Here is a 17198-nt window from a genome sequence, read left to right as displayed (position 1 = left end):
GAAACCACGAGCCTAACAACCCCCGCTCCAAAGGGGGAGGACATAAGCCGTAAGACCTGTGTCAACGCAGATCAGCGCCCGGATATTCCGGCCCGCGCCGACGCGTCAGCCGGCGTGGCAGCCCACCAGCTCGGCCGTCGAGCCCCGCGCCGTCGTACGCAGCGTGACCACCTTGTCGATCCGCGTGGTCCGCTGGTCGAAGCGGAAGTCCGCCCGGCCGACCTCGTTGCCGCCTGCGTCCCGCGAGCGCAGGGTGCAGTAGCCGCGGGCGTCGGCGTCCTTGTGGACCTCCAGATGGACCCGCACCGCGTCGTCCGAGGACTGGAAGGCGACGACCTGCCCGCTGATCTCGTTCTGGCCGACGTAGTGGTAGGCGAAGTAGCCGATCAGGGCCAGCAGGGCCGCACCCAGGACGGCTCCCGCGATCTTGAGCTTGCGGTCGGCACGCTCGTCCGGGGAGCGGCCGTAGCGGCCCTCGGGCGGCCTGGTGCTCGCCGTGCTCATGATCGTCCTCTCGGCCGGGGCGGGACCGTGTCCCGCGAGGGGCTCCCGGAGCCGTACCCCGGAATTATTCGCCCCCCGATTCGGTCACTATAGAAGCCCGCGCACGACCGCCCGACCGCCACCCGGGGACGACGTACCCGCGGGGCGGTACCGCCGACTGCCCGCTTGTGCCGGGCACCGACCTGACCTTGAGGACTGAGCCTTGACTGAGCAGCTGCGACTGATGGCCGTGCACGCGCATCCCGACGACGAGTCGAGCAAGGGCGCGGCCACCATGGCCAAGTACGTGTCCGAGGGGGTGGACGTGCTGGTGGTGACCTGCACGGGCGGAGAGCGCGGCTCCATCCTCAACCCCAAGCTGCAGGGCGACAAGTACATCGAGGAGAACATCCACGAGGTACGCAAGAGGGAGATGGACGAGGCCCGGGAGATCCTCGGCGTCAAGCAGGACTGGCTCGGCTTCGTCGACTCCGGCCTGCCCGAGGGCGACCCGCTGCCGCCGCTGCCCGAGGGCTGCTTCGCCCTGGAGGACGTCGACAAGGCGGCCGGCGAGCTGGTGCGCCGGATCCGCTCCTTCCGCCCCCAGGTGGTCACCACCTACGACGAGAACGGCGGCTACCCGCACCCCGACCACATCATGACCCACAAGATCACGATGGTGGCCTTCGAGGGCGCCGCGGACGCCGAGAAGTACCCGGTGGAGGAGTACGGTCCGGCGTACCAGCCGCTGAAGCTGTACTACAACCAGGGCTTCAACCGCCTGCGCACCGAGGCGCTGCACAAGGCCATGCTGGACCGCGGCCTGGAGTCCCCCTACGGCGAGTGGCTCAAGCGCTGGGAGAAGTCCGGCCACAAGGAGCGCACGATCACCACGCACGTCCCCTGCGCCGATTTCTTCGAGACCCGCGACAAGGCGCTGATCGCCCACGCCACGCAGATCGACCCCGACGGCGGCTGGTTCCGGGTGCCGATGGAGGTCCAGAAGGAGGTCTGGCCCACCGAGGAGTACGAACTCGCGAAGTCCCTCGTGGACACCTCGCTCCCCGAGGACGACCTCTTTGCGGGCGTCCGGTAGCCCTGAGGGACAATGCCTGACATGAGCGCAAGCGCGAGCCCGGCAATGACGCACCTCGTCCCCCTCGCCGAGGTCGACCCGAACAAGGTCACCCCCGGCGTCCTCGGATTCATCGTCTTCGCCGTGATGGCCCTGGCCGTGTGGGGCCTGATGAAGTCCATGAACCGCCACATGAACAAGGTCGACTTCAAGGAGGCCCCGGACCCGGAGGCGAAGTCCGGCGCACCCGCGGCCGACCCCAAGGCCCAGCGGAGCTGACACCGGGCGGTGCCGCCGGTGCCGCCCTCACTGTCTGGCCGGCACCGCCACCCCCATCACCTCCCGCGCGTGCCGGTCCGGCACCATGCCCAGACGCCAGGCCTGCCAGCCCGCCTCCAGGCTCACGCCCCGCTCCAGCAGCAACTGGTAGGCCTCGACGTAGTCGTCCAGCTTCCCGTCGCGCAGCGGATGGCCGCCGCGGGCGAGCTGGGACAGCTCCTCCTGGGCCACCGCCGAACCGACCTCCACGCCACCGGCGGCCGCGTACGGCAGCAGTGTGCAGCGCAGGAAGCGGGCCCAGTCCTCACCGCGGCGGTCGCCGTAGGAGGCGAAGAGGGGCACCGCCTCGTCGCACAGGGCGAGGGCCTGCTGGGTGCGGGCGTTGCCGGCGTCCACCACCGCCAGCTCCAGACACGTCCACGCCTCGCCGTGGGCGACGCCGATGCGCTGGAAGTCGGCGCGGGCGTCGACCAGCAGCTGACGGGCGAAACCGGAGTTGCGCAGCGAACCCGTCCGGGCCGCCCGCTGGTCGCGGGTCACCCGCGCCGAGTGGTGCCGGGCACAGGCCAGGCCGTACACGTCGCGCATCCGGGAGAACATCGTGCGGGCGCGCTCCAGCTCGCGCACCGACCGGTCCAGGTCGCCGGCCTCCTCCAGCGCCTGACCCAGGTAGTACAGCGTCCACGCCTCACCGCGCGCGTCCTCGTTGTCCCGGTGCCGCACCGCCGCCTGGCGCAGCTCGTCCACCGCCTCCGACGCGTCGCCGGCCACCAGCCGGGCCCGGGCCAGCTGGGTCAGCGCCCATGCCTCACCGCGGGCGTCACGGGTACGGCCGTAGCGCTCCAGGGCCTGGCGCAGATCCGCCTCCGCGTGCTCCACGTCGCCCAGGCGCAGCGCCAGCTGGCCCAGCTGGAAGTGCGCCCATGCCTCGCCGTGCACCGACCCGCCCTCCCGGTGCAGCACCAGCGAACGCGTCAGCAGGTCCAGCGCCTCGGCCAGATGCGCCCGGTCCCGCTCCACCGCCGCCAGCGCGTGCATCGTCCAGGCCCGGTCGGTCGCCAGCTCCGGCACCGACTGCAGCTGAAGCGCCTCGCGCAGCCGGGCCGCCGCCTCCGGCAGGTTGCCCTGGTGGTGCAGCGTGATGCCGAGCGAGTTCAGCGCGCGGGCCGCCCCCGCGTCGTGGTGGGCCTCCCGGTAGAGGTCGACGACCGAGGCCAGCGTCGTACGCGCCTTGTCCAGCTCACCGAGCTGCCGGGCCGCGATACCGGTACGCCACTGCACCGACCGGACCAGCAACCCCTGGTCCACGGCCTGCGTCAGCTCGCTGATCTCACCCAGGCGGTACAGGTCGCCGCGCAGCAGGCAGTAGTCGCACAGGGCGCCGAGCAGGTTCAGCACCGCCGCCTGGTTCACGCCCTCCGCGTGTCTGAGGGCCGCCGTGATGAAGCTCGACTCGTCGTCCAGCCAGCGCAGGGCCTCGTCCAGCGAGGTGAAGCCGTGCGGGCTGAACCGGTCCGAGCGGGTCGACATGTTGCCGTCGACCAGGCGCAGCACCGAGTCGGCCAGTTCGGCGTAGTTCGCGATCAGCCGCTCCTGCGCCGCCGTCCGCTCGGCCGGGTCCTCCTCGTCCAGGAGACGGGCGTGCGCGAAGGCCCGTACCAGGTCGTGCAGCCGGTACCGGTTGCCCCGCACATGGTCGATCAGGCCCGCCTGCACGAGGGCCACCAGATGCCGGGTCGCCTCCGCCTCGTCCGTGGCCAGCAGCGCGGCCGCCGCCGCGGCGCCCATCGAGGCCCGCCCGGCCAGGGCCAGCCGGCGCAGCAGCCGGCGCGACTGCTCCGACTGGTCGGTGTACCGCAGCCACAGTGCCCGCTCCACCGGCTCCACCGGGCCGTACGCGCCGAGGTCGGTGGCCAGCCGGCGGGGTGAGCGCGGGCCGAGGGCGGAGCCCGCGATGCGCAGCGCCAGCGGCAGTCCGCCGCACAACTCCCTGATCCGGTCGGTGGATTCGCCGTCGTACGGCTCCGAACCGTCCTGTGCGGCCGCGCTCAGCAACTCCTCCGCGCCCGCCGCTTCCAGCGCCTGAACCGGCAGCTGGTACACCCACGCCGGCAGGTCGGCGGGCAGTTCCAGGGGCCTTTGGGCGGTGACCAGGACCAGGCTGTCGGAGCGTTCGGGGACCAGGGCGCGGACCTGTTCGGCGTCCGAGGCGTCGTCCAGCACGATCGTGACCGGCAGGCCCGTCAGATGCTGGTGGTACAGCTCGCCCAGCCGCTTGAGCTGCTGGGCGGGGGAGGAACGCTCGCGGAACAGCAGCTGCTCGCGGGGCGCGCCGAGCCGGTTCAGCAGGTGCAGCAGCGCGTCGCGGGTCGGCAGCGGCGGCTCCTTTGGGCTGTCGCCGCGCAGGTCCACGACGACCGCGCCCCGGAACTGGTCCCTCAGGTCGTGGGCCGCGCGCACCGCGAGGGTACTGCGGCCGGAACCGGGCGCCCCGTGCAGCACGACGACTGTTGGCCGGGTCCGCGTGCTCGCGCGGGCGGCCTGCACCCACTGCCGGATCCGCGCCATCTCCTGCCGCCGCCCCGCGAACACCCCGTCCGGAACGGGCAGTTGCCCGAACGACTGCTCCAGCACACTGCGTCTGCGGGCCGCCGCGCTCTTGTCCGTGCCGCGCAGCCGGGGCGCCGCCTTCTTCCCGGCGGCGGACGCGCTCAGCACGCGCTGCTGGTCGAGGAAGGGACGGATCCCGCGCACCTCCAGCGCGGTGAGCCACTGCAGCCGCAACTGCTCGGGCCCGCCGGGCTGACCGGCCGCGCCCGCCCGGTGATGCGCGGCGGGCAGATGGGCGGCGGTCACCTTCACCACCGTGGCGGCGGCGCCCACCGCCCCCGCGGTGACACCCGCGCCGACGGCGGTGCCGGCGCCGGTGCCCAGCGCCAGATCGGCCACGACGGCGGCCAGTCCCGCAACGGCCGCGACCAGCAGGGGAGTTCCCCCACTCTCACGCGCGTACCGCTGCGTGAACGTGAGCTGCCCGGCCGCCGCCTCGTCCAGCGCCCTCGTGTACGCCTCGTACTCCTCCGCCGCCGTCTGCGCCATGCCGTCCAGCGCCCCGCGCGCCCGCGACAGCAGCACACCCCCGTCCACCCGCCCACCCGACCGGCGCACCTCCTCCTCCACGGCCCGAGCCAGCAGCCGCTCGGCATCCGCCCGATGCCCGTCCCGCATGTCCCGTCCCCCTCCGGCGGCAACTCCTTTTCCTGCAAGTGTCCTTGGACGGGGGCGACAGCGCGAGAGGGCGGCGATCAACGGGTGGCCGGGCCGGGTGCCGGCCGTCCTCACGAGGGCGTACGAGGAGCCGTACGACGATCACGTTCCGTGCCCGGCGGGGTCCGGTGAGGCAGGATGGGGGTATGCCGAACCGACTGGCTCATGAGACGTCCCCGTACCTGCTCCAGCACGCCGACAACCCGGTCGACTGGTGGCCGTGGTCGGGGGAGGCCTTCGCGGAGGCGCGGCGGCGCGAGGTGCCCGTGCTGCTGAGCGTCGGGTACAGCAGCTGCCACTGGTGCCATGTCATGGCTCACGAGTCCTTCGAGGACCGGAACACGGCCGCCGTCATGAACGAGCACTTCGTCAGCGTCAAGGTCGACCGCGAGGAGCGCCCCGACGTCGACGCGGTGTACATGGAGGCCGTGCAGGCGGCGACCGGGCACGGGGGGTGGCCCATGACCGTGTTCCTGACACCCGAGGCCGAGCCGTTCTACTTCGGTACGTACTTTCCGCCCGTGCCCCGGCACGGGATGCCGTCGTTCCGGCAGGTGCTGGAGGGCGTGCGGCAGGCGTGGGAGACGCGGCGGGAGGAGGTCACCGACGTCGCCGGGAAGATCGTGCGGGATCTGGCGCACCGGGAGATCGACTACGGCGCCACGCAGGTCCCCGGTGAGGAGGAGTCGGCGCAGGCGCTGCTCGCGCTGACCCGGGAGTACGACCCGCAGCGCGGCGGGTTCGGCGGGGCGCCGAAGTTTCCGCCGTCGATGGTGATCGAGTTCCTGCTGCGGCACCACGCACGCACCGGCTCCGAGGGCGCGCTGCAGATGGCGCGGGACACCTGCGAGCGGATGGCCCGCGGCGGCATCTACGACCAGCTCGGCGGCGGCTTCGCCCGTTACTCCGTGGACCGTGACTGGGTGGTGCCGCACTTCGAGAAGATGCTGTACGACAACGCCCTGCTGTGCCGGGTCTACGCCCACCTGTGGCGGGCCACCGGCTCGGAGTTCGCCCGCCGTGTCGCTCTGGAGACCGCCGACTTCATGGTGCGCGAACTGCGCACCGGGGAAGGGGGGTTCGCCTCGGCCCTGGACGCCGACAGCGAAGAGGAGGTGCCGCGCGAAGCGCGTCTTCAGAAGGGTGGTGGTGGGAGAGGGGAGGGCGGCACCGGCAAACACGTCGAAGGCGCGTACTACGTCTGGACTCCTGAGCAGCTTCGCGAGGTCCTCGGGGCGGAGGACGCCGAACTCGCCGCCCAGTACTTCGGTGTGACCGAGGAGGGCACCTTTGAGCAGGGCTCCTCCGTCCTTCAACTCCCCGTTCAGGAGGGCGTCTTCGACGCCGGGCGGATCGAGTCGGTCAGGCGCCGGCTGTTCGACGAGCGGGCCGAGCGGCCCGCCCCCGGCCGGGACGACAAGGTGGTCGCCGCCTGGAACGGGCTCGCGATCGCCGCCCTCGCCGAGACCGGCGCCTACTTCGACCGCCCAGACCTGGTGGACGCCGCGACCGGCGCCGCCGACCTCCTCGTACGGGTGCACTTGGACGAGCACGCCGGGCTCCGCCGCACCAGCAAGGACGGCCGGGCCGGGGCCAATGCCGGGGTGCTGGAGGACTACGCCGATGTCGCCGAGGGCTTCCTCGCCCTGGCCTCCGTCACCGGCGAGGGCGTGTGGCTGGAGTTCGCCGGGCTGCTCCTCGGGCATGTGCTCACCCGGTTCACCGACCCGGAGTCGGGCGCCCTGTACGACACGGCCGCCGACGCCGAGCAGTTGATCCGCCGCCCTCAGGACCCCACCGACAACGCCGCCCCTTCCGGCTGGACGGCGGCCGCCGGTGCTCTGCTCGGCTATGCGGCCCACACGGGTTCCGAGGCCCACCGCACCGCCGCCGAGAGGGCGTTGGGCGTGGTCCGGGCGCTCGGCCCGCGCGTCCCCCGCTTCATCGGCTGGGGGCTGGCCGTCGCCGAGGCCGTGCTCGACGGGCCGCGCGAGGTGGCCGTCGTAGGGCCGTCGCTCGACGACAAGGCGGCAAGGACCCTGCACCGTACGGCACTTCTGGGCACCGCCCCCGGTGCCGTGGTCGCCTACGGCACCCCGGAGAGCGACGAGTTCCCCCTGCTCGCCGACCGGCCTCTCGTCCAGGGCGAGCCGACCGCCTACGTCTGCCGCGACTTCACCTGCGACGCCCCGACCACCGACCCGGACCGCCTGCGCACCGCGCTGAGCGGCTGAGACGGGACCGGGCTCACCTCCGGTCGGCGTAACCGGCCAGGGCGCGCTCCACGATCGCCTCCAGCTGGTCGTGGTGGGCGCCCTTCCAGTAGGCGCGGCCGCAGTCGTGGCAGCGGGCGAAGACGTCGTACGTGCGATGCGTGCCGTGCCTCAGCTGGTCGGCGACCTCCTCCTTCGTGGTGTCCTCCAGCAGGCCGTTGCAGGCGGTGCACCGGGTCCAGGGGGCGAGTGCGGGGCGGAAGCGGTCGAGGACGTCGTGGAGCTGGTCGTCGGGGCGGGTGCTGTAGACGAAGGCGCCCGCCCACAGTTCGCGGCGGCGCAGCAGGCCCCGGTCGCGGCTGAGCATGACGCGTTTCTCGGCGGCGGAGCGGGCGGCGAGGGCGGGGTCGCCGATGTCGGTCGACTCGTAGGCCGCGTCCACGCCCAGCAGGCGCAGGCGGCGGGCGAGGGTGCCCAGGTGCACGTCGAGGAGGAAGCGCAGGGGAGCGCCGGGGACCTGCTGGGGCCGTGCCACGGCACGCACCTGGACGGTCTCGTCCGCCCGCGGGACGTGCGACACCGGCACCTCGCGGCCGTCCACCACCAGCGCGCCCACCTCGGTGAGCGGCACGCCCATGGACTCCACGACGTGACCGAGCGTCGAGACGCCGTCGGTGACGACCGGGGTGGAGCCGCGGCGCCGGGCGTGGGGGACGAACAGGCGCAGGCCGGGGGCGAACTCGACGTGGATCTCGGGACCGTTCACCCGGCCAGGATGGCACGGGTGCGGGGCCGGGACCTCAGGGTTTTCCGGTGGGAAGGCCGTGTTCCAGGACGTCCACGGCGCGGTTCATGAGGTCGCTCAGCTCGTCCCGGTGCCCGTGCTCGGCCCAGTACAGGAAGACCTCCGCCAGCCCGCCGATGAGGGACATGGCGTGGACCCGCACCTCCAGGCTGTCCTCGTCCAGCCCGGTGCGGGCCGCGACGGCCCGGCGGATGAGCCGGCCGGTGTCCGACATGCTCTCCACCATCCGGGCGCGGACGGCGGGCACCTCGACGCCCAGCCGGGCGCGCAGCCGGGTCACCTCGGGCTCCTCGCTCATGCCCAGCGCCAGGGCCTTGTGCATGACATGCCGGAGGGAGTCCATCCACGGCTCGTCCGCGGGCCGGGCCCGCAGTTCCTCCAGCATGACCGTGTCGTACTCGTCCGTGAGGACGATGTCCTCCTTGGCCGGGAAGTACCGGAAGACGGTCGACGGCGACACCTCGGCGCGGTCGGCGATCTGCTCGATCGTCGTGGCGTCGTACCCCTGCTCCTCGATCAGCGCGTACGTCGCCGAGCGGATCGCCTGCCGGGTCTTGAGCTTCTTGCGCTCCCTGAGTCCCATCGGGGGGTGGTCGGCGGACTGGGGCGGTCTACGCATGGTGGTACGCCACCAGCGAGATCCCCACGTAGTGCACCACGAACGCGGCCAGTGTGAAGGAGTGGAAGACCTCGTGGAAGCCGAACCAGCGCGGGGAGGGGTTCGGTCGCTTGATGCCGTAGACGACGCCGCCCGCGCTGTAGAGGACACCGCCGACGATCACCAGGACCAGGACCGCGATGCCGCCGGTGCGCAGGAAGTCCGGGAGGAAGAAGACGGCCGCCCAGCCCATCGCGATGTAGCAGGGCGTGTAGAGCCAGCGCGGGGCACCCACCCAGAAGACGCGGAAGACGATGCCGGCGACGGCCGCGGCCCAGATGCTCCACAGCAGCCACTGGCCCTTGGCGCCGGGCAGGAGCAGCAGGGTCAGTGGCGTGTACGTGCCCGCGATGATCAGGAAGATGTTCGCGTGGTCGAGTCTGCGCAGGACGCCGTCCATGCGCGGCCCCCAGTCGCCCCGGTGGTACAGCGCGCTGACGCCGAAGAGCAGGCAGGCGGTGAGGACGTAGATCCCGCAGGCGACCCGCCCGCGGGTGGAGCTGGCCAGCGCGGTGAGGACCAGGCCCGCGACGAGCACGGCCGGGAACATGCCGAGGTGCAGCCAGCCGCGCAGCTTCGGCTTGACCGGATGCGGCAGGGAGAGCGCGACCGGACCGCGGCCGGCGACCGGCGTGTCCAGGGGCGCGTCGGAGGCGGATGCAGTCATGCGCGCATCGTACCTACGACACCGTAAGTCGGCTGTCAGTGCCGGACAGTGATGGCGAAGATCGGGCCGAGCGCAAAAAGTCCTTCAGTTGAACTCAAGGCGGACGCAAAGAATCGCGGAAATCGTGGGATTCATCACGCTGCTCACTTGTGCGGCCCTCTGGACAGATGGGCACTCTCGTCGGATGATCAAATGAGTATGGTCGGCACCGGATGAGCGGCTACGAAGCATCCGGGCCGCGGCCCCCACGGGGCGACAAGACAGAAATCCCTTTCTTAGGAGCGATCGTGGCGCGCGACATCGCGGCTCCCCCCGTCATCCCCACCCACCACAAGGAACTGATCTCGTGGGTCAACGAGATCGCCGAACTGACGCAGCCGGACAACGTGGTCTGGTGTGACGGATCCGAGGCCGAGTACGAGCGACTGTGCGAGGAGCTCGTCCAGAAGGGCACCTTCAGGAAACTCGACCCGATCAAGCGCCCCAACTCCTACTACGCGGCCTCGGACCCGTCGGACGTGGCCCGTGTCGAGGACCGGACGTTCATCTGCTCCGAGAGGGAGGAGGACGCCGGCCCGACGAACCACTGGAAGGCACCCGCCGAGATGCGGGAGATCTTCCAGGGCGAAAACGGGGACGGTGGCATCTTCCGCGGCTCGATGAAGGGGCGGACGATGTACGTCGTCCCCTTCTGCATGGGCCCGCTGGGCTCCCCGCTCTCGGCGATCGGCGTCGAGATCACCGACTCCGCCTACGTCGCGGTGTCCATGCGCACCATGACCCGCATGGGGCAGCCGGTGCTGGACGAGCTCGGTGACAGCGGCTTCTTCGTCAAGGCCGTGCACACCCTCGGCGCTCCGCTGGAGCCGGGCCAGGAGGACGTCCCCTGGCCCTGCAACTCCACCAAGTACATCTCGCACTTCCCCGAGGACCGCGAGATCTGGTCGTACGGCTCCGGCTACGGCGGCAACGCCCTGCTCGGCAAGAAGTGCTACGCCCTGCGCATAGCCTCCGTCATGGCCCGCGACGAGGGCTGGCTGGCCGAGCACATGCTGATCCTCAAGCTCACGCCCCCGCAGGGCGAGGCCAAGTACGTCGCCGCCGCCTTCCCGAGCGCCTGCGGCAAGACCAACCTGGCCATGCTGGAGCCGACGATCTCCGGCTGGACGGTGGAGACCATCGGTGACGACATCGCGTGGATGCGGTTCGGCGAGGACGGCCGGCTGTACGCGATCAACCCCGAGGCCGGCTTCTTCGGCGTCGCCCCCGGCACCGGTGAGCACACCAACGCGAACGCGATGAAGACGCTGTGGGGCAACTCGGTCTTCACCAACGTCGCGCTCACCGACGACGGCGACGTGTGGTGGGAGGGCATGACGGAGGAGACCCCGGCCCACCTGACCGACTGGAAGGGCAACTCCTGGACCCCCGAGTCCGAGACGCCCGCCGCGCACCCCAACGCCCGCTTCACCACCCCCGCCTCGCAGTGCCCGATCATCGCGCCGGAGTGGGAGGACCCCAAGGGCGTGCCGATCTCGGCGATCCTGTTCGGTGGCCGCCGGGCGAGCGCGGTGCCGCTGGTCACGGAGTCCTTCGACTGGAACCACGGCGTGTTCCTCGGCGCGAACGTCGCCTCCGAGAAGACCGCCGCCGCCGAGGGCAAGGTCGGTGAGCTGCGCCGCGACCCGTTCGCCATGCTGCCGTTCTGCGGCTACAACATGGGCGACTACATGGGCCACTGGATCGAGGTCGCCAAGAGCAAGGACCAGTCCAAGCTGCCGAAGATCTACTACGTCAACTGGTTCCGCAAGAACGACGAGGGCAAGTTCGTCTGGCCCGGCTTCGGCGAGAACAGCCGTGTGCTGAAGTGGATCGTGGAGCGCCTGGACGGCAAGGCCGGGGGTGTGGAGACGCCCATCGGCATCCTGCCGACCAAGGACGCGCTGGACACCGACGGCCTGGAGCTGTCCGATGCCGACCTCGAGTTCCTGCTCACGGTCGACAAGGAGGTGTGGCGCGAGGAGGCCGCCCTGGTCCCCGAGCACCTGAACACCTTCGGTGACCACACGCCCAAGGAGCTGTGGGACCAGTACCGCGCGCTCGTCGAGCGCCTGGGCTGACGGGAGCCGCTCCCAACCCCCGCCTGATCTCCGCGGCCGGCTGACCGACTTGCCCTGACCTGCGACGTCGCCCGGCCGGCCGCGGCGTCCACCCGAGAGGCCGGGTGCGCACAACGGCGTGCGCGCCCGGCCTCTCCGGCGTGTCGCCGCCGTCCCTCCGGGTACTCGGAAGACGCGTCCAGGTGAAGGAGTGATGAGGGCATGTCCGGAGACGAGGACTTCTACACCCGGGACCGCCCGGAGAACCCCGACCTGGCCGAGGACCGCCCGCGTGGTGGCGGCCCCGAAGAACCGGGCGGCCGCGGCAACTGGCCGGTGTGGCTCGTCGTCCTGCTGATCCTCGCGCTGTTCGTGATCTTCACGGTCATGTTCGGCTGACGTCCGGCCCGCCGGGGCCTTCCGGGGCCGGCGCCCGTTCCGGCAGCAACGTGTCGATCCAACGGCCGTGCTTGTACCCGACAGCGGTCAGCCGCCCCACGTCGGCGAAGCCGAACCGCCGGTGGAGTGCGGCCGACGCCGACGCCTCGCCGCCGGAGTCCGCGATCACCGCGATCATGCGCCGGACCCCGGCCCGGGTGCAGGCGTCCACCAGCTCGCCCAGCAGCGCACCGCCGAGCCCGCGCCCGACGGCGTCCGGCGCGAGGTGGACGGTGTCCTCCACGGTGTACCGGTACGCCGGCTTCGGCCGCCACGGCCCGGCGTACGCGAACCCCACGACCGTCTCCTCCCGCGGGTCCTCCGCGACGAGGAACGGCAGCCCTCGCCCCGCGAGGTCGTCGAACCTCAGCTCCCACTCCGCCACCGAGCGCGGCGTCTCGTCGAACGTGGCGACGCTGTGCAGGACGTAGTGCCGGTAAATGCCGGCAACGGCAGCGAGGTCCTCACGAACAGCGCCGCGAACCGCGGCAGCGGGAACAGTCACGCCTCTCTGCCTTTCCACCCCGGCACCGAACGACTCACCCTGCCCGCACCGCACGGGCCCGCTCGGCCGGCGCGGTGTCATGGCGCCCGGTCCGCGTGTCGCTGCGGGTGCACGCGGACCGGGGCCGATCGGGGGCCCCGGAGGGCTAGCCGGCGTGGCTCAGGTTCCGTCGGGCGGTCCGGGCGGCCGCCGCGTGGGCGTCCATGCGTTCGGCGGCCAGGATCGCCGCCGCCGTGTCGGCGCGGGAGGCGGCGACGACGAGGGCGCGGCCGGCGAGGGCGTGGGCCCGTTCGTGCAGGGCGGAGGACTCGCTGCCGGCGGCCACCGACACCGAGGCGCGGACCGGGGCGTGGCCGGCCCGCAGCCGGGCCACCTGCTCGGTGAGCCGCTCGGCCGCCGTGTCCAGGTCGGCGGACGGGGCCAGGCTGCGCAGTTCGTCCGTGACGGCGAGCAGCGCCGCGAGATGGCCGGCGAGCTGGATGTCCAGCTCCTCCTCGCGGGAATGGTGCGGGAAGTCGGAGGAGGTGCCGGAGGGCCCGGTGCGTATCGGTTCGTACATGGGATGGCCTCCTGTGCTCTGACAGAAGGCATCCTAGCTTAGAATTCGTCTAAAGTTGAGTCGGTTCGCGGAACCGGACCGTACGCGCACCGAGGGTGAGCGTCAGGGCTGGCCGTAGCCCTCCAGGAAGTTCCCGATCCGCCCCACGGCGTCGCGCAGATCGCCGACCGTGGGCAGTGTGACGACCCGGAAGTGGTCCGGCTCGGGCCAGTTGAAGCCGGTGCCCTGGACGACCATGATCTTCTCGCGGCGCAGCAGGTCGAGGACCATCTGCCGGTCGTCCTTGATCTTGAAGACCGCGGGGTCCAGGCGCGGGAAGAGGTACAGCGCCCCCTTCGGCCGCACGCACGTCACGCCCGGGATCTGCGTGAGCATCTCGTAGGCGACGTCCATCTGCTCCTTCAGCCGCCCGCCCGGCAGCACGAGGTCGTCGATGGTCTGCCGCCCGCTGAGCGCGGCGACCACGCCGTGCTGCCCCGGCATGTTCGCGCACAGGCGCATGTTCGCCAGGACCGTCAGACCCTCGATGTAGGAGTCGGCGTGCGCGCGCGGGCCGGAGATCGACACCCAGCCGACCCGGTAGCCGGCCACCCGGTACGCCTTGGACATGCCGTTGAAGGTGAGGGTCAGCAGATCCGGGGCGACCTTCGCGGTCGGCGTGTGCGTGGCGCCGTCGTAGAGGATCTTGTCGTAGATCTCGTCGGAGCAGACCAGCAGGTTGTGCCGGCGGGCGATGTCGGTCAGCCCCTTGAGCACGGCCCGGTCGTACACCGCGCCGGTGGGGTTGTTGGGGTTGATGATGACGATCGCCTTGGTGCGGTCGGTGACCTTGCGCTCCACGTCGGCGAGGTCCGGCATCCAGTCGGCCTGCTCGTCGCAGCGGTAGTGGACGGCCGTGCCCCCGGCCAGGGAGACGGCGGCGGTCCACAGCGGGTAGTCCGGCGCCGGTACGAGGACCTCGTCACCGTCGTCCAGCAGCCCCTGCATGGCCATCACGATCAGCTCGGAGACGCCGTTGCCGATGAAGACGTGCTCGACGTCCGTGTCGATGCCGAGGGTCTGGTTGTGCATGACGACCGCGCGCCGCGCGGCCAGCAGGCCCTTCGCGTCGCCGTAGCCGTGGGCCGTGGAGACGTTGCGGAGGATGTCCTCCAGGATCTCCGGCGGGCATTCGAAGCCGAACGCGGCCGGGTTGCCCGTGTTCAGCTTGAGGATGCGGTGACCGGCCGCCTCGAGCCGCATCGCCTCCTCGAGCACCGGGCCCCGGATCTCGTAACAGACGTTGGCGAGCTTGGTCGACTGGATCACCTGCATGTCAAGGAGCTTACGACCCGGTAACGCCCCGTGGTGCGTGTTATCCGCCACGTGAGACACCCGCGTGTCGGCGCGCGCCGCCGGCACGGCGGGCAGGGAAAGCCCTACGGCGGCCCTACGACCCGGCACCGCGCCCTTGTTCCACCACCCCTCTGCATTCACAATGCGCATGACAAACAAGCGGGCGACCGGAAGACCTCCGGTCGCCCCCGTCGCAAGAGGGGACCCCACATGAGAAAGCCTCTCGTCGCCGCGCTGTTCGCCCTGGTGATCGCCGGGGCCGGTGCGGCACCCGCGGTCGCCGCGCCCGCGCACGAATCCGGCAGCATGGCCTCCGCACAGACAGCGGTCAGTACGGCCTCCGCACAGACAGCGGTCGGCACGGCCCCCGCCCGGAAAGCCGTCAGCGCCGCCCCCGCCCTCGCGGCCGTCGACTTCGCCGGCACCGTCGCGCTGAGCAACTGCTCCGGCTCGGTCGTCCGTCTCCCCAGCTCCGTGGAGAGCGACCCGGCGCTCGTGCTCACCAACGGGCACTGCCTGGAGACCGGCTTCCCGTCGCCCGGCCAGGTCATCGTCGGCAAGTCCTCCAGCCGCACCTTCGGCCTGCTCAACTCGGCCGGCACCCGCGTCGCGACGCTCCAGGCGAACAAGGTCGTCTACTCGACCATGACCGACACGGACGTCACGCTCTATCAGCTCACCCGCACCTACGCGCAGATCAAGAGCTCCTACGGCATCAACGCGCTGACCCTGAACGACACCCACCCGGTCGCCGGCACCGCCGTCAAGGTGGTCTCGGGGTACTGGAAGCGGATCTACAGCTGCAACATCGACGGGTTCGTGTACCGCCTGAAGGAGGGCGGCTGGACCTGGAAGGACTCCGCCCGCTACACCTCCGCCTGCGACACGATCGGCGGTACGTCGGGCTCGCCCGTCATCGACACCGCCACCGGCAAGGTCGTCGCCGTCAACAACACCGGCAACGAGGACGGCGCCCGCTGCACCGTGAACAACCCCTGCGAGGTCGACGCGAGCGGCAACGTCACCGTCCGCCAGGGCATCAACTACGCCCAGCAGACCTACCAGATCCCCGCCTGCTTCGCCGCCGGCAACAAGCTGGACCTGAGCAGGAGCGGCTGCACCCTGCCCAAGCCGTAGTCACGGACGCCGCATCGCTGCGGGCGGTCGCGCCTCAAGTCCGGCGGACCGCCCGCCCCGCCAGTACGTCGGTGCGCCGCCCGTCCTCGATCACGAACCGGCCGTCGATCAGGACGTACGGAATCCCCGTCGGCAGCGCGCGCGGCCGCTCGAAGGTCGAGCCCGGCGCGACGGTCTCCGGATCGAACAGCACCAGGTCGGCCCGGTACCCCTCGCGGACCACGCCCCGGTCCGGCAGCCGCAGCCGGGCCGCCGGCCGCCCGGTGAGATGCGCGACGCACTCCTCCAGCGACAGCACGCCCAACTCCCTTACGTAGTGGCCGAGATACCGCGGGAAGGTGCCGTACGCCCGCGGATGCGGCTTGGTGCCCTGCAGGATGCCGTCGGAGCCGCCGGTGTGGACGCGGTGGCGCATGATCGCCCGGACGTTCTCCTCGTGGCCGACGTGCTGGAGGATCGTCGTGCCGAGCCGGTCCCCGACCAGCAGCCGGCGGGCCGTGGCCCAGGGTTCCTCGCCGCGCCGGGCCGCCGACTGGCGCACCGTGCGGCCGACGTACTCGGCCAGCGCGGGTTCGGTGACACCGGAGATCTCGATCGTGTCCCACTCCACCGGCACGCCGTGGCAGCCGTCGGAGCCGGTCACCTCCAGGTCGTGGCGGATCCGCTCGGCGACGGTCTCGTCGGTGAGCCGTCCGAGGACCGCCCGAGGCCCGCCCTCGCTCGCCCAGCTCGGCAGCAGCGCGGCCAGGGTGGTGCAGCCGGGGGTGTAGGGGTAGGTGTCGAGGGTGATGTCGGCGCCGGCGGCGAGCGCGTCGTCCAGCAGCGCCAGCAACTCGGGCGCGCGGCCCTTGTTGGGGCCGAAGTTCAGGGTGGCGTGCGCGAGGTGCAGCGGACAGCCCGCCTCGCGTGTGAGGGCCACCATCTCCTCGTACGCCTCGAGTGCCCCGGCCCCGTAACTGCGGTGGTGCGGGCAGTAGTAGCCGCCGTGGGCGGCCACCACCCGGCACAGCTCGGTCAGTTCGGCGTCCTTGGCGTACATCCCGGGCGTGTAGGTGAGTCCCGACGACATGCCGACGGCGCCCTGCTCCATGCCCTCGGCGACCAGTTGCCGCATCCGGTCCAGCTCCTCGGGCGTCGCCTCCCGGTCCTCCCAGCCCACGGCGAGTGCGCGGACCGTGCCCTGCGGGATCAGATAAGCGGCGTTCACCGCGATGCCCTCGCCGCCGAGGCCGCGGTCCAGCCGGTCCAGGTACTCGCCCACCGAGCGCCAGTCGAAGTCGATGTCGTCGCCGTGGCCGTTCCAGCCGGTGATCGCCCGGCGGACCTCTTCCAGCGTGCGGTCGTCGACCGGCGCGTACGACAGCCCGTCCTGCCCGATGACCTCGAGGGTGACGCCCTGGGCGGCCTTCGCGCTGTGGTCGGGGTCGCGCAGCAGGGCCAGGTCGCTGTGGGCGTGCATGTCGATGAAGCCGGGAGCCAGGACCAGGCCCTCCGCGTCCAGCTCCCGCCTCGCCCGCGGGCGCTGGCAGCCCGCCGCCGCGGCCTCCTTGACGATCGAGACGATCCGGCCGTCCTTGACCGCGACATCGGCGCGGTAGGAGGGGGCGCCGGTGCCGTCGACGACGTCCGCGTCCCGGATGGCGAGGTCGGCGAAGTCGGCGAGTTCGACCGGATCCAC

At 71.7% G+C, this 17198-nt stretch carries 15 protein-coding genes; 6 read left to right on the top strand and 9 right to left on the bottom strand.

The window, feature by feature from the left end; translation table 11 throughout:
• Positions 1–105: 105 nt before the first annotated feature.
• Positions 106–504, bottom strand: coding sequence for a DUF4307 domain-containing protein (locus ACX25U_RS13200; RefSeq protein ID WP_454391790.1), 399 nt, complete (start codon positions 502–504; stop codon positions 106–108).
• A 202-nt stretch (positions 505–706) separates the two neighbouring features.
• On the opposite strand from ACX25U_RS13200, the gene mca reads away from it, so the two are divergent.
• Together mca and ACX25U_RS13190 are read left to right on the top strand one after the other, a co-directional pair.
• Positions 707–1579, top strand: a complete 873-nt coding sequence (mca, locus tag ACX25U_RS13195) for a mycothiol conjugate amidase Mca (RefSeq protein ID WP_454391788.1) — start codon at positions 707–709, stop codon at positions 1577–1579.
• 12 nt (positions 1580–1591) lie between these two features.
• The gene (locus ACX25U_RS13190) at positions 1592–1837 is read left to right on the top strand and encodes a hypothetical protein (RefSeq protein ID WP_454391786.1); all 246 of its coding nucleotides are present in this window, start codon (positions 1592–1594) and stop codon (positions 1835–1837) included.
• Between the two features lie 27 nt (positions 1838–1864).
• Here ACX25U_RS13190 and ACX25U_RS13185 read toward each other — a convergent pair whose 3' ends face one another.
• Entirely contained in the window at positions 1865–5065 is a 3201-nt protein-coding gene (locus tag ACX25U_RS13185) for a tetratricopeptide repeat protein (protein WP_454391784.1), read from the bottom strand.
• 185 nt (positions 5066–5250) lie between these two features.
• Here ACX25U_RS13185 and ACX25U_RS13180 point away from each other — a divergent pair, with 185 nt between their 5' ends.
• Positions 5251–7338, top strand: a complete 2088-nt coding sequence (locus ACX25U_RS13180) for a thioredoxin domain-containing protein (protein WP_454391782.1) — start codon at positions 5251–5253, stop codon at positions 7336–7338.
• A gap of 13 nt (positions 7339–7351) precedes the next feature.
• Here ACX25U_RS13180 and ACX25U_RS13175 read toward each other — a convergent pair whose 3' ends face one another.
• The 3 genes from ACX25U_RS13175 to trhA are packed head-to-tail and all read right to left on the bottom strand — an operon-like array spanning position 7352 to position 9447.
• On the bottom strand, positions 7352–8083 hold the full coding sequence (locus tag ACX25U_RS13175) for a Mut7-C RNAse domain-containing protein (RefSeq protein ID WP_454391780.1): 732 nt from the start codon (positions 8081–8083) through the stop codon (positions 7352–7354).
• A gap of 34 nt (positions 8084–8117) precedes the next feature.
• Entirely contained in the window at positions 8118–8741 is a 624-nt protein-coding gene (locus tag ACX25U_RS13170) for a TetR/AcrR family transcriptional regulator (protein ID WP_454391778.1), read from the bottom strand.
• The gene (gene trhA, locus ACX25U_RS13165) at positions 8734–9447 is read right to left on the bottom strand and encodes a PAQR family membrane homeostasis protein TrhA (RefSeq protein ID WP_454391776.1); all 714 of its coding nucleotides are present in this window, start codon (positions 9445–9447) and stop codon (positions 8734–8736) included. Before trhA ends, ACX25U_RS13170 begins: the two co-directional genes overlap by 8 nt.
• Before the next feature lie 287 nt (positions 9448–9734).
• Between trhA and ACX25U_RS13160 the strand changes: the two genes are divergently transcribed.
• Positions 9735–11567, top strand: a complete 1833-nt coding sequence (locus ACX25U_RS13160; protein WP_454391774.1) for a phosphoenolpyruvate carboxykinase (GTP) — start codon at positions 9735–9737, stop codon at positions 11565–11567.
• 201 nt (positions 11568–11768) lie between these two features.
• Positions 11769–11945 carry a hypothetical protein gene (locus tag ACX25U_RS13155; protein ID WP_454391772.1) on the top strand — a complete coding sequence of 59 codons (177 nt, stop codon included), beginning with the start codon at positions 11769–11771 and terminating at the stop codon, positions 11943–11945.
• Here ACX25U_RS13155 and ACX25U_RS13150 read toward each other — a convergent pair.
• The 3 genes from ACX25U_RS13150 to ACX25U_RS13140 all read right to left on the bottom strand — a co-directional run bounded on the left by ACX25U_RS13150 (position 11932) and on the right by ACX25U_RS13140 (position 14362).
• Positions 11932–12489, bottom strand: coding sequence for an N-acetyltransferase family protein (locus tag ACX25U_RS13150; RefSeq protein WP_454391770.1), 558 nt, complete (start codon positions 12487–12489; stop codon positions 11932–11934). The two genes, ACX25U_RS13155 and ACX25U_RS13150, sit on opposite strands and share 14 nt — an antisense overlap.
• A 145-nt stretch (positions 12490–12634) precedes the next feature.
• Complete coding sequence (locus ACX25U_RS13145; protein ID WP_454391768.1) at positions 12635–13048, bottom strand: SCO4983 family protein; 414 nt, start codon at positions 13046–13048, stop codon at positions 12635–12637.
• A gap of 102 nt (positions 13049–13150) precedes the next feature.
• A complete protein-coding gene (locus ACX25U_RS13140) occupies positions 13151–14362 on the bottom strand; it encodes a pyridoxal phosphate-dependent aminotransferase (protein WP_454391766.1) in 1212 nt (403 codons plus the stop codon).
• Between the two features lie 231 nt (positions 14363–14593).
• Between ACX25U_RS13140 and ACX25U_RS13135 the strand changes: the two genes are divergently transcribed.
• Positions 14594–15520: a trypsin-like serine peptidase gene (locus ACX25U_RS13135; RefSeq protein WP_454391764.1), complete on the top strand. Its 927-nt coding sequence runs from the start codon at positions 14594–14596 to the stop codon at positions 15518–15520.
• A gap of 34 nt (positions 15521–15554) precedes the next feature.
• Here the strand turns inward: ACX25U_RS13135 and ACX25U_RS13130 are convergent, their stop codons facing one another.
• On the bottom strand, positions 15555–17198 hold the full coding sequence (locus tag ACX25U_RS13130) for an N-acyl-D-amino-acid deacylase family protein (RefSeq protein WP_454391762.1): 1644 nt from the start codon (positions 17196–17198) through the stop codon (positions 15555–15557).

The organism is Streptomyces sp. JNUCC 63 (assembly GCF_054366325.1).
The sequence above is the reverse complement of the archived record's forward strand: the minus strand, read 5'-3'. Positions and strand labels throughout refer to the sequence as shown.

What these genes read in the sequence shown, in the direction of transcription:
- ACX25U_RS13200 (WP_454391790.1), bottom strand. Translation starts at nt 504, where the DNA reads ATGAGCACGGCGAGCACCAGGCCGCCCGAGGGCCGCTACGGCCGCTCC.
- ACX25U_RS13190 (WP_454391786.1), top strand. Translation starts at nt 1,592, where the DNA reads ATGCCTGACATGAGCGCAAGCGCGAGCCCGGCAATGACGCACCTCGTC.
- ACX25U_RS13185 (WP_454391784.1), bottom strand. Translation starts at nt 5,065, where the DNA reads ATGCGGGACGGGCATCGGGCGGATGCCGAGCGGCTGCTGGCTCGGGCC.
- ACX25U_RS13180 (WP_454391782.1), top strand. Translation starts at nt 5,251, where the DNA reads ATGCCGAACCGACTGGCTCATGAGACGTCCCCGTACCTGCTCCAGCAC.
- ACX25U_RS13170 (WP_454391778.1), bottom strand. Translation starts at nt 8,741, where the DNA reads ATGCGTAGACCGCCCCAGTCCGCCGACCACCCCCCGATGGGACTCAGG.
- trhA (WP_454391776.1), bottom strand. Translation starts at nt 9,447, where the DNA reads ATGACTGCATCCGCCTCCGACGCGCCCCTGGACACGCCGGTCGCCGGC.
- ACX25U_RS13155 (WP_454391772.1), top strand. Translation starts at nt 11,769, where the DNA reads ATGTCCGGAGACGAGGACTTCTACACCCGGGACCGCCCGGAGAACCCC.
- ACX25U_RS13145 (WP_454391768.1), bottom strand. Translation starts at nt 13,048, where the DNA reads ATGTACGAACCGATACGCACCGGGCCCTCCGGCACCTCCTCCGACTTC.
- ACX25U_RS13140 (WP_454391766.1), bottom strand. Translation starts at nt 14,362, where the DNA reads ATGCAGGTGATCCAGTCGACCAAGCTCGCCAACGTCTGTTACGAGATC.
- ACX25U_RS13135 (WP_454391764.1), top strand. Translation starts at nt 14,594, where the DNA reads ATGAGAAAGCCTCTCGTCGCCGCGCTGTTCGCCCTGGTGATCGCCGGG.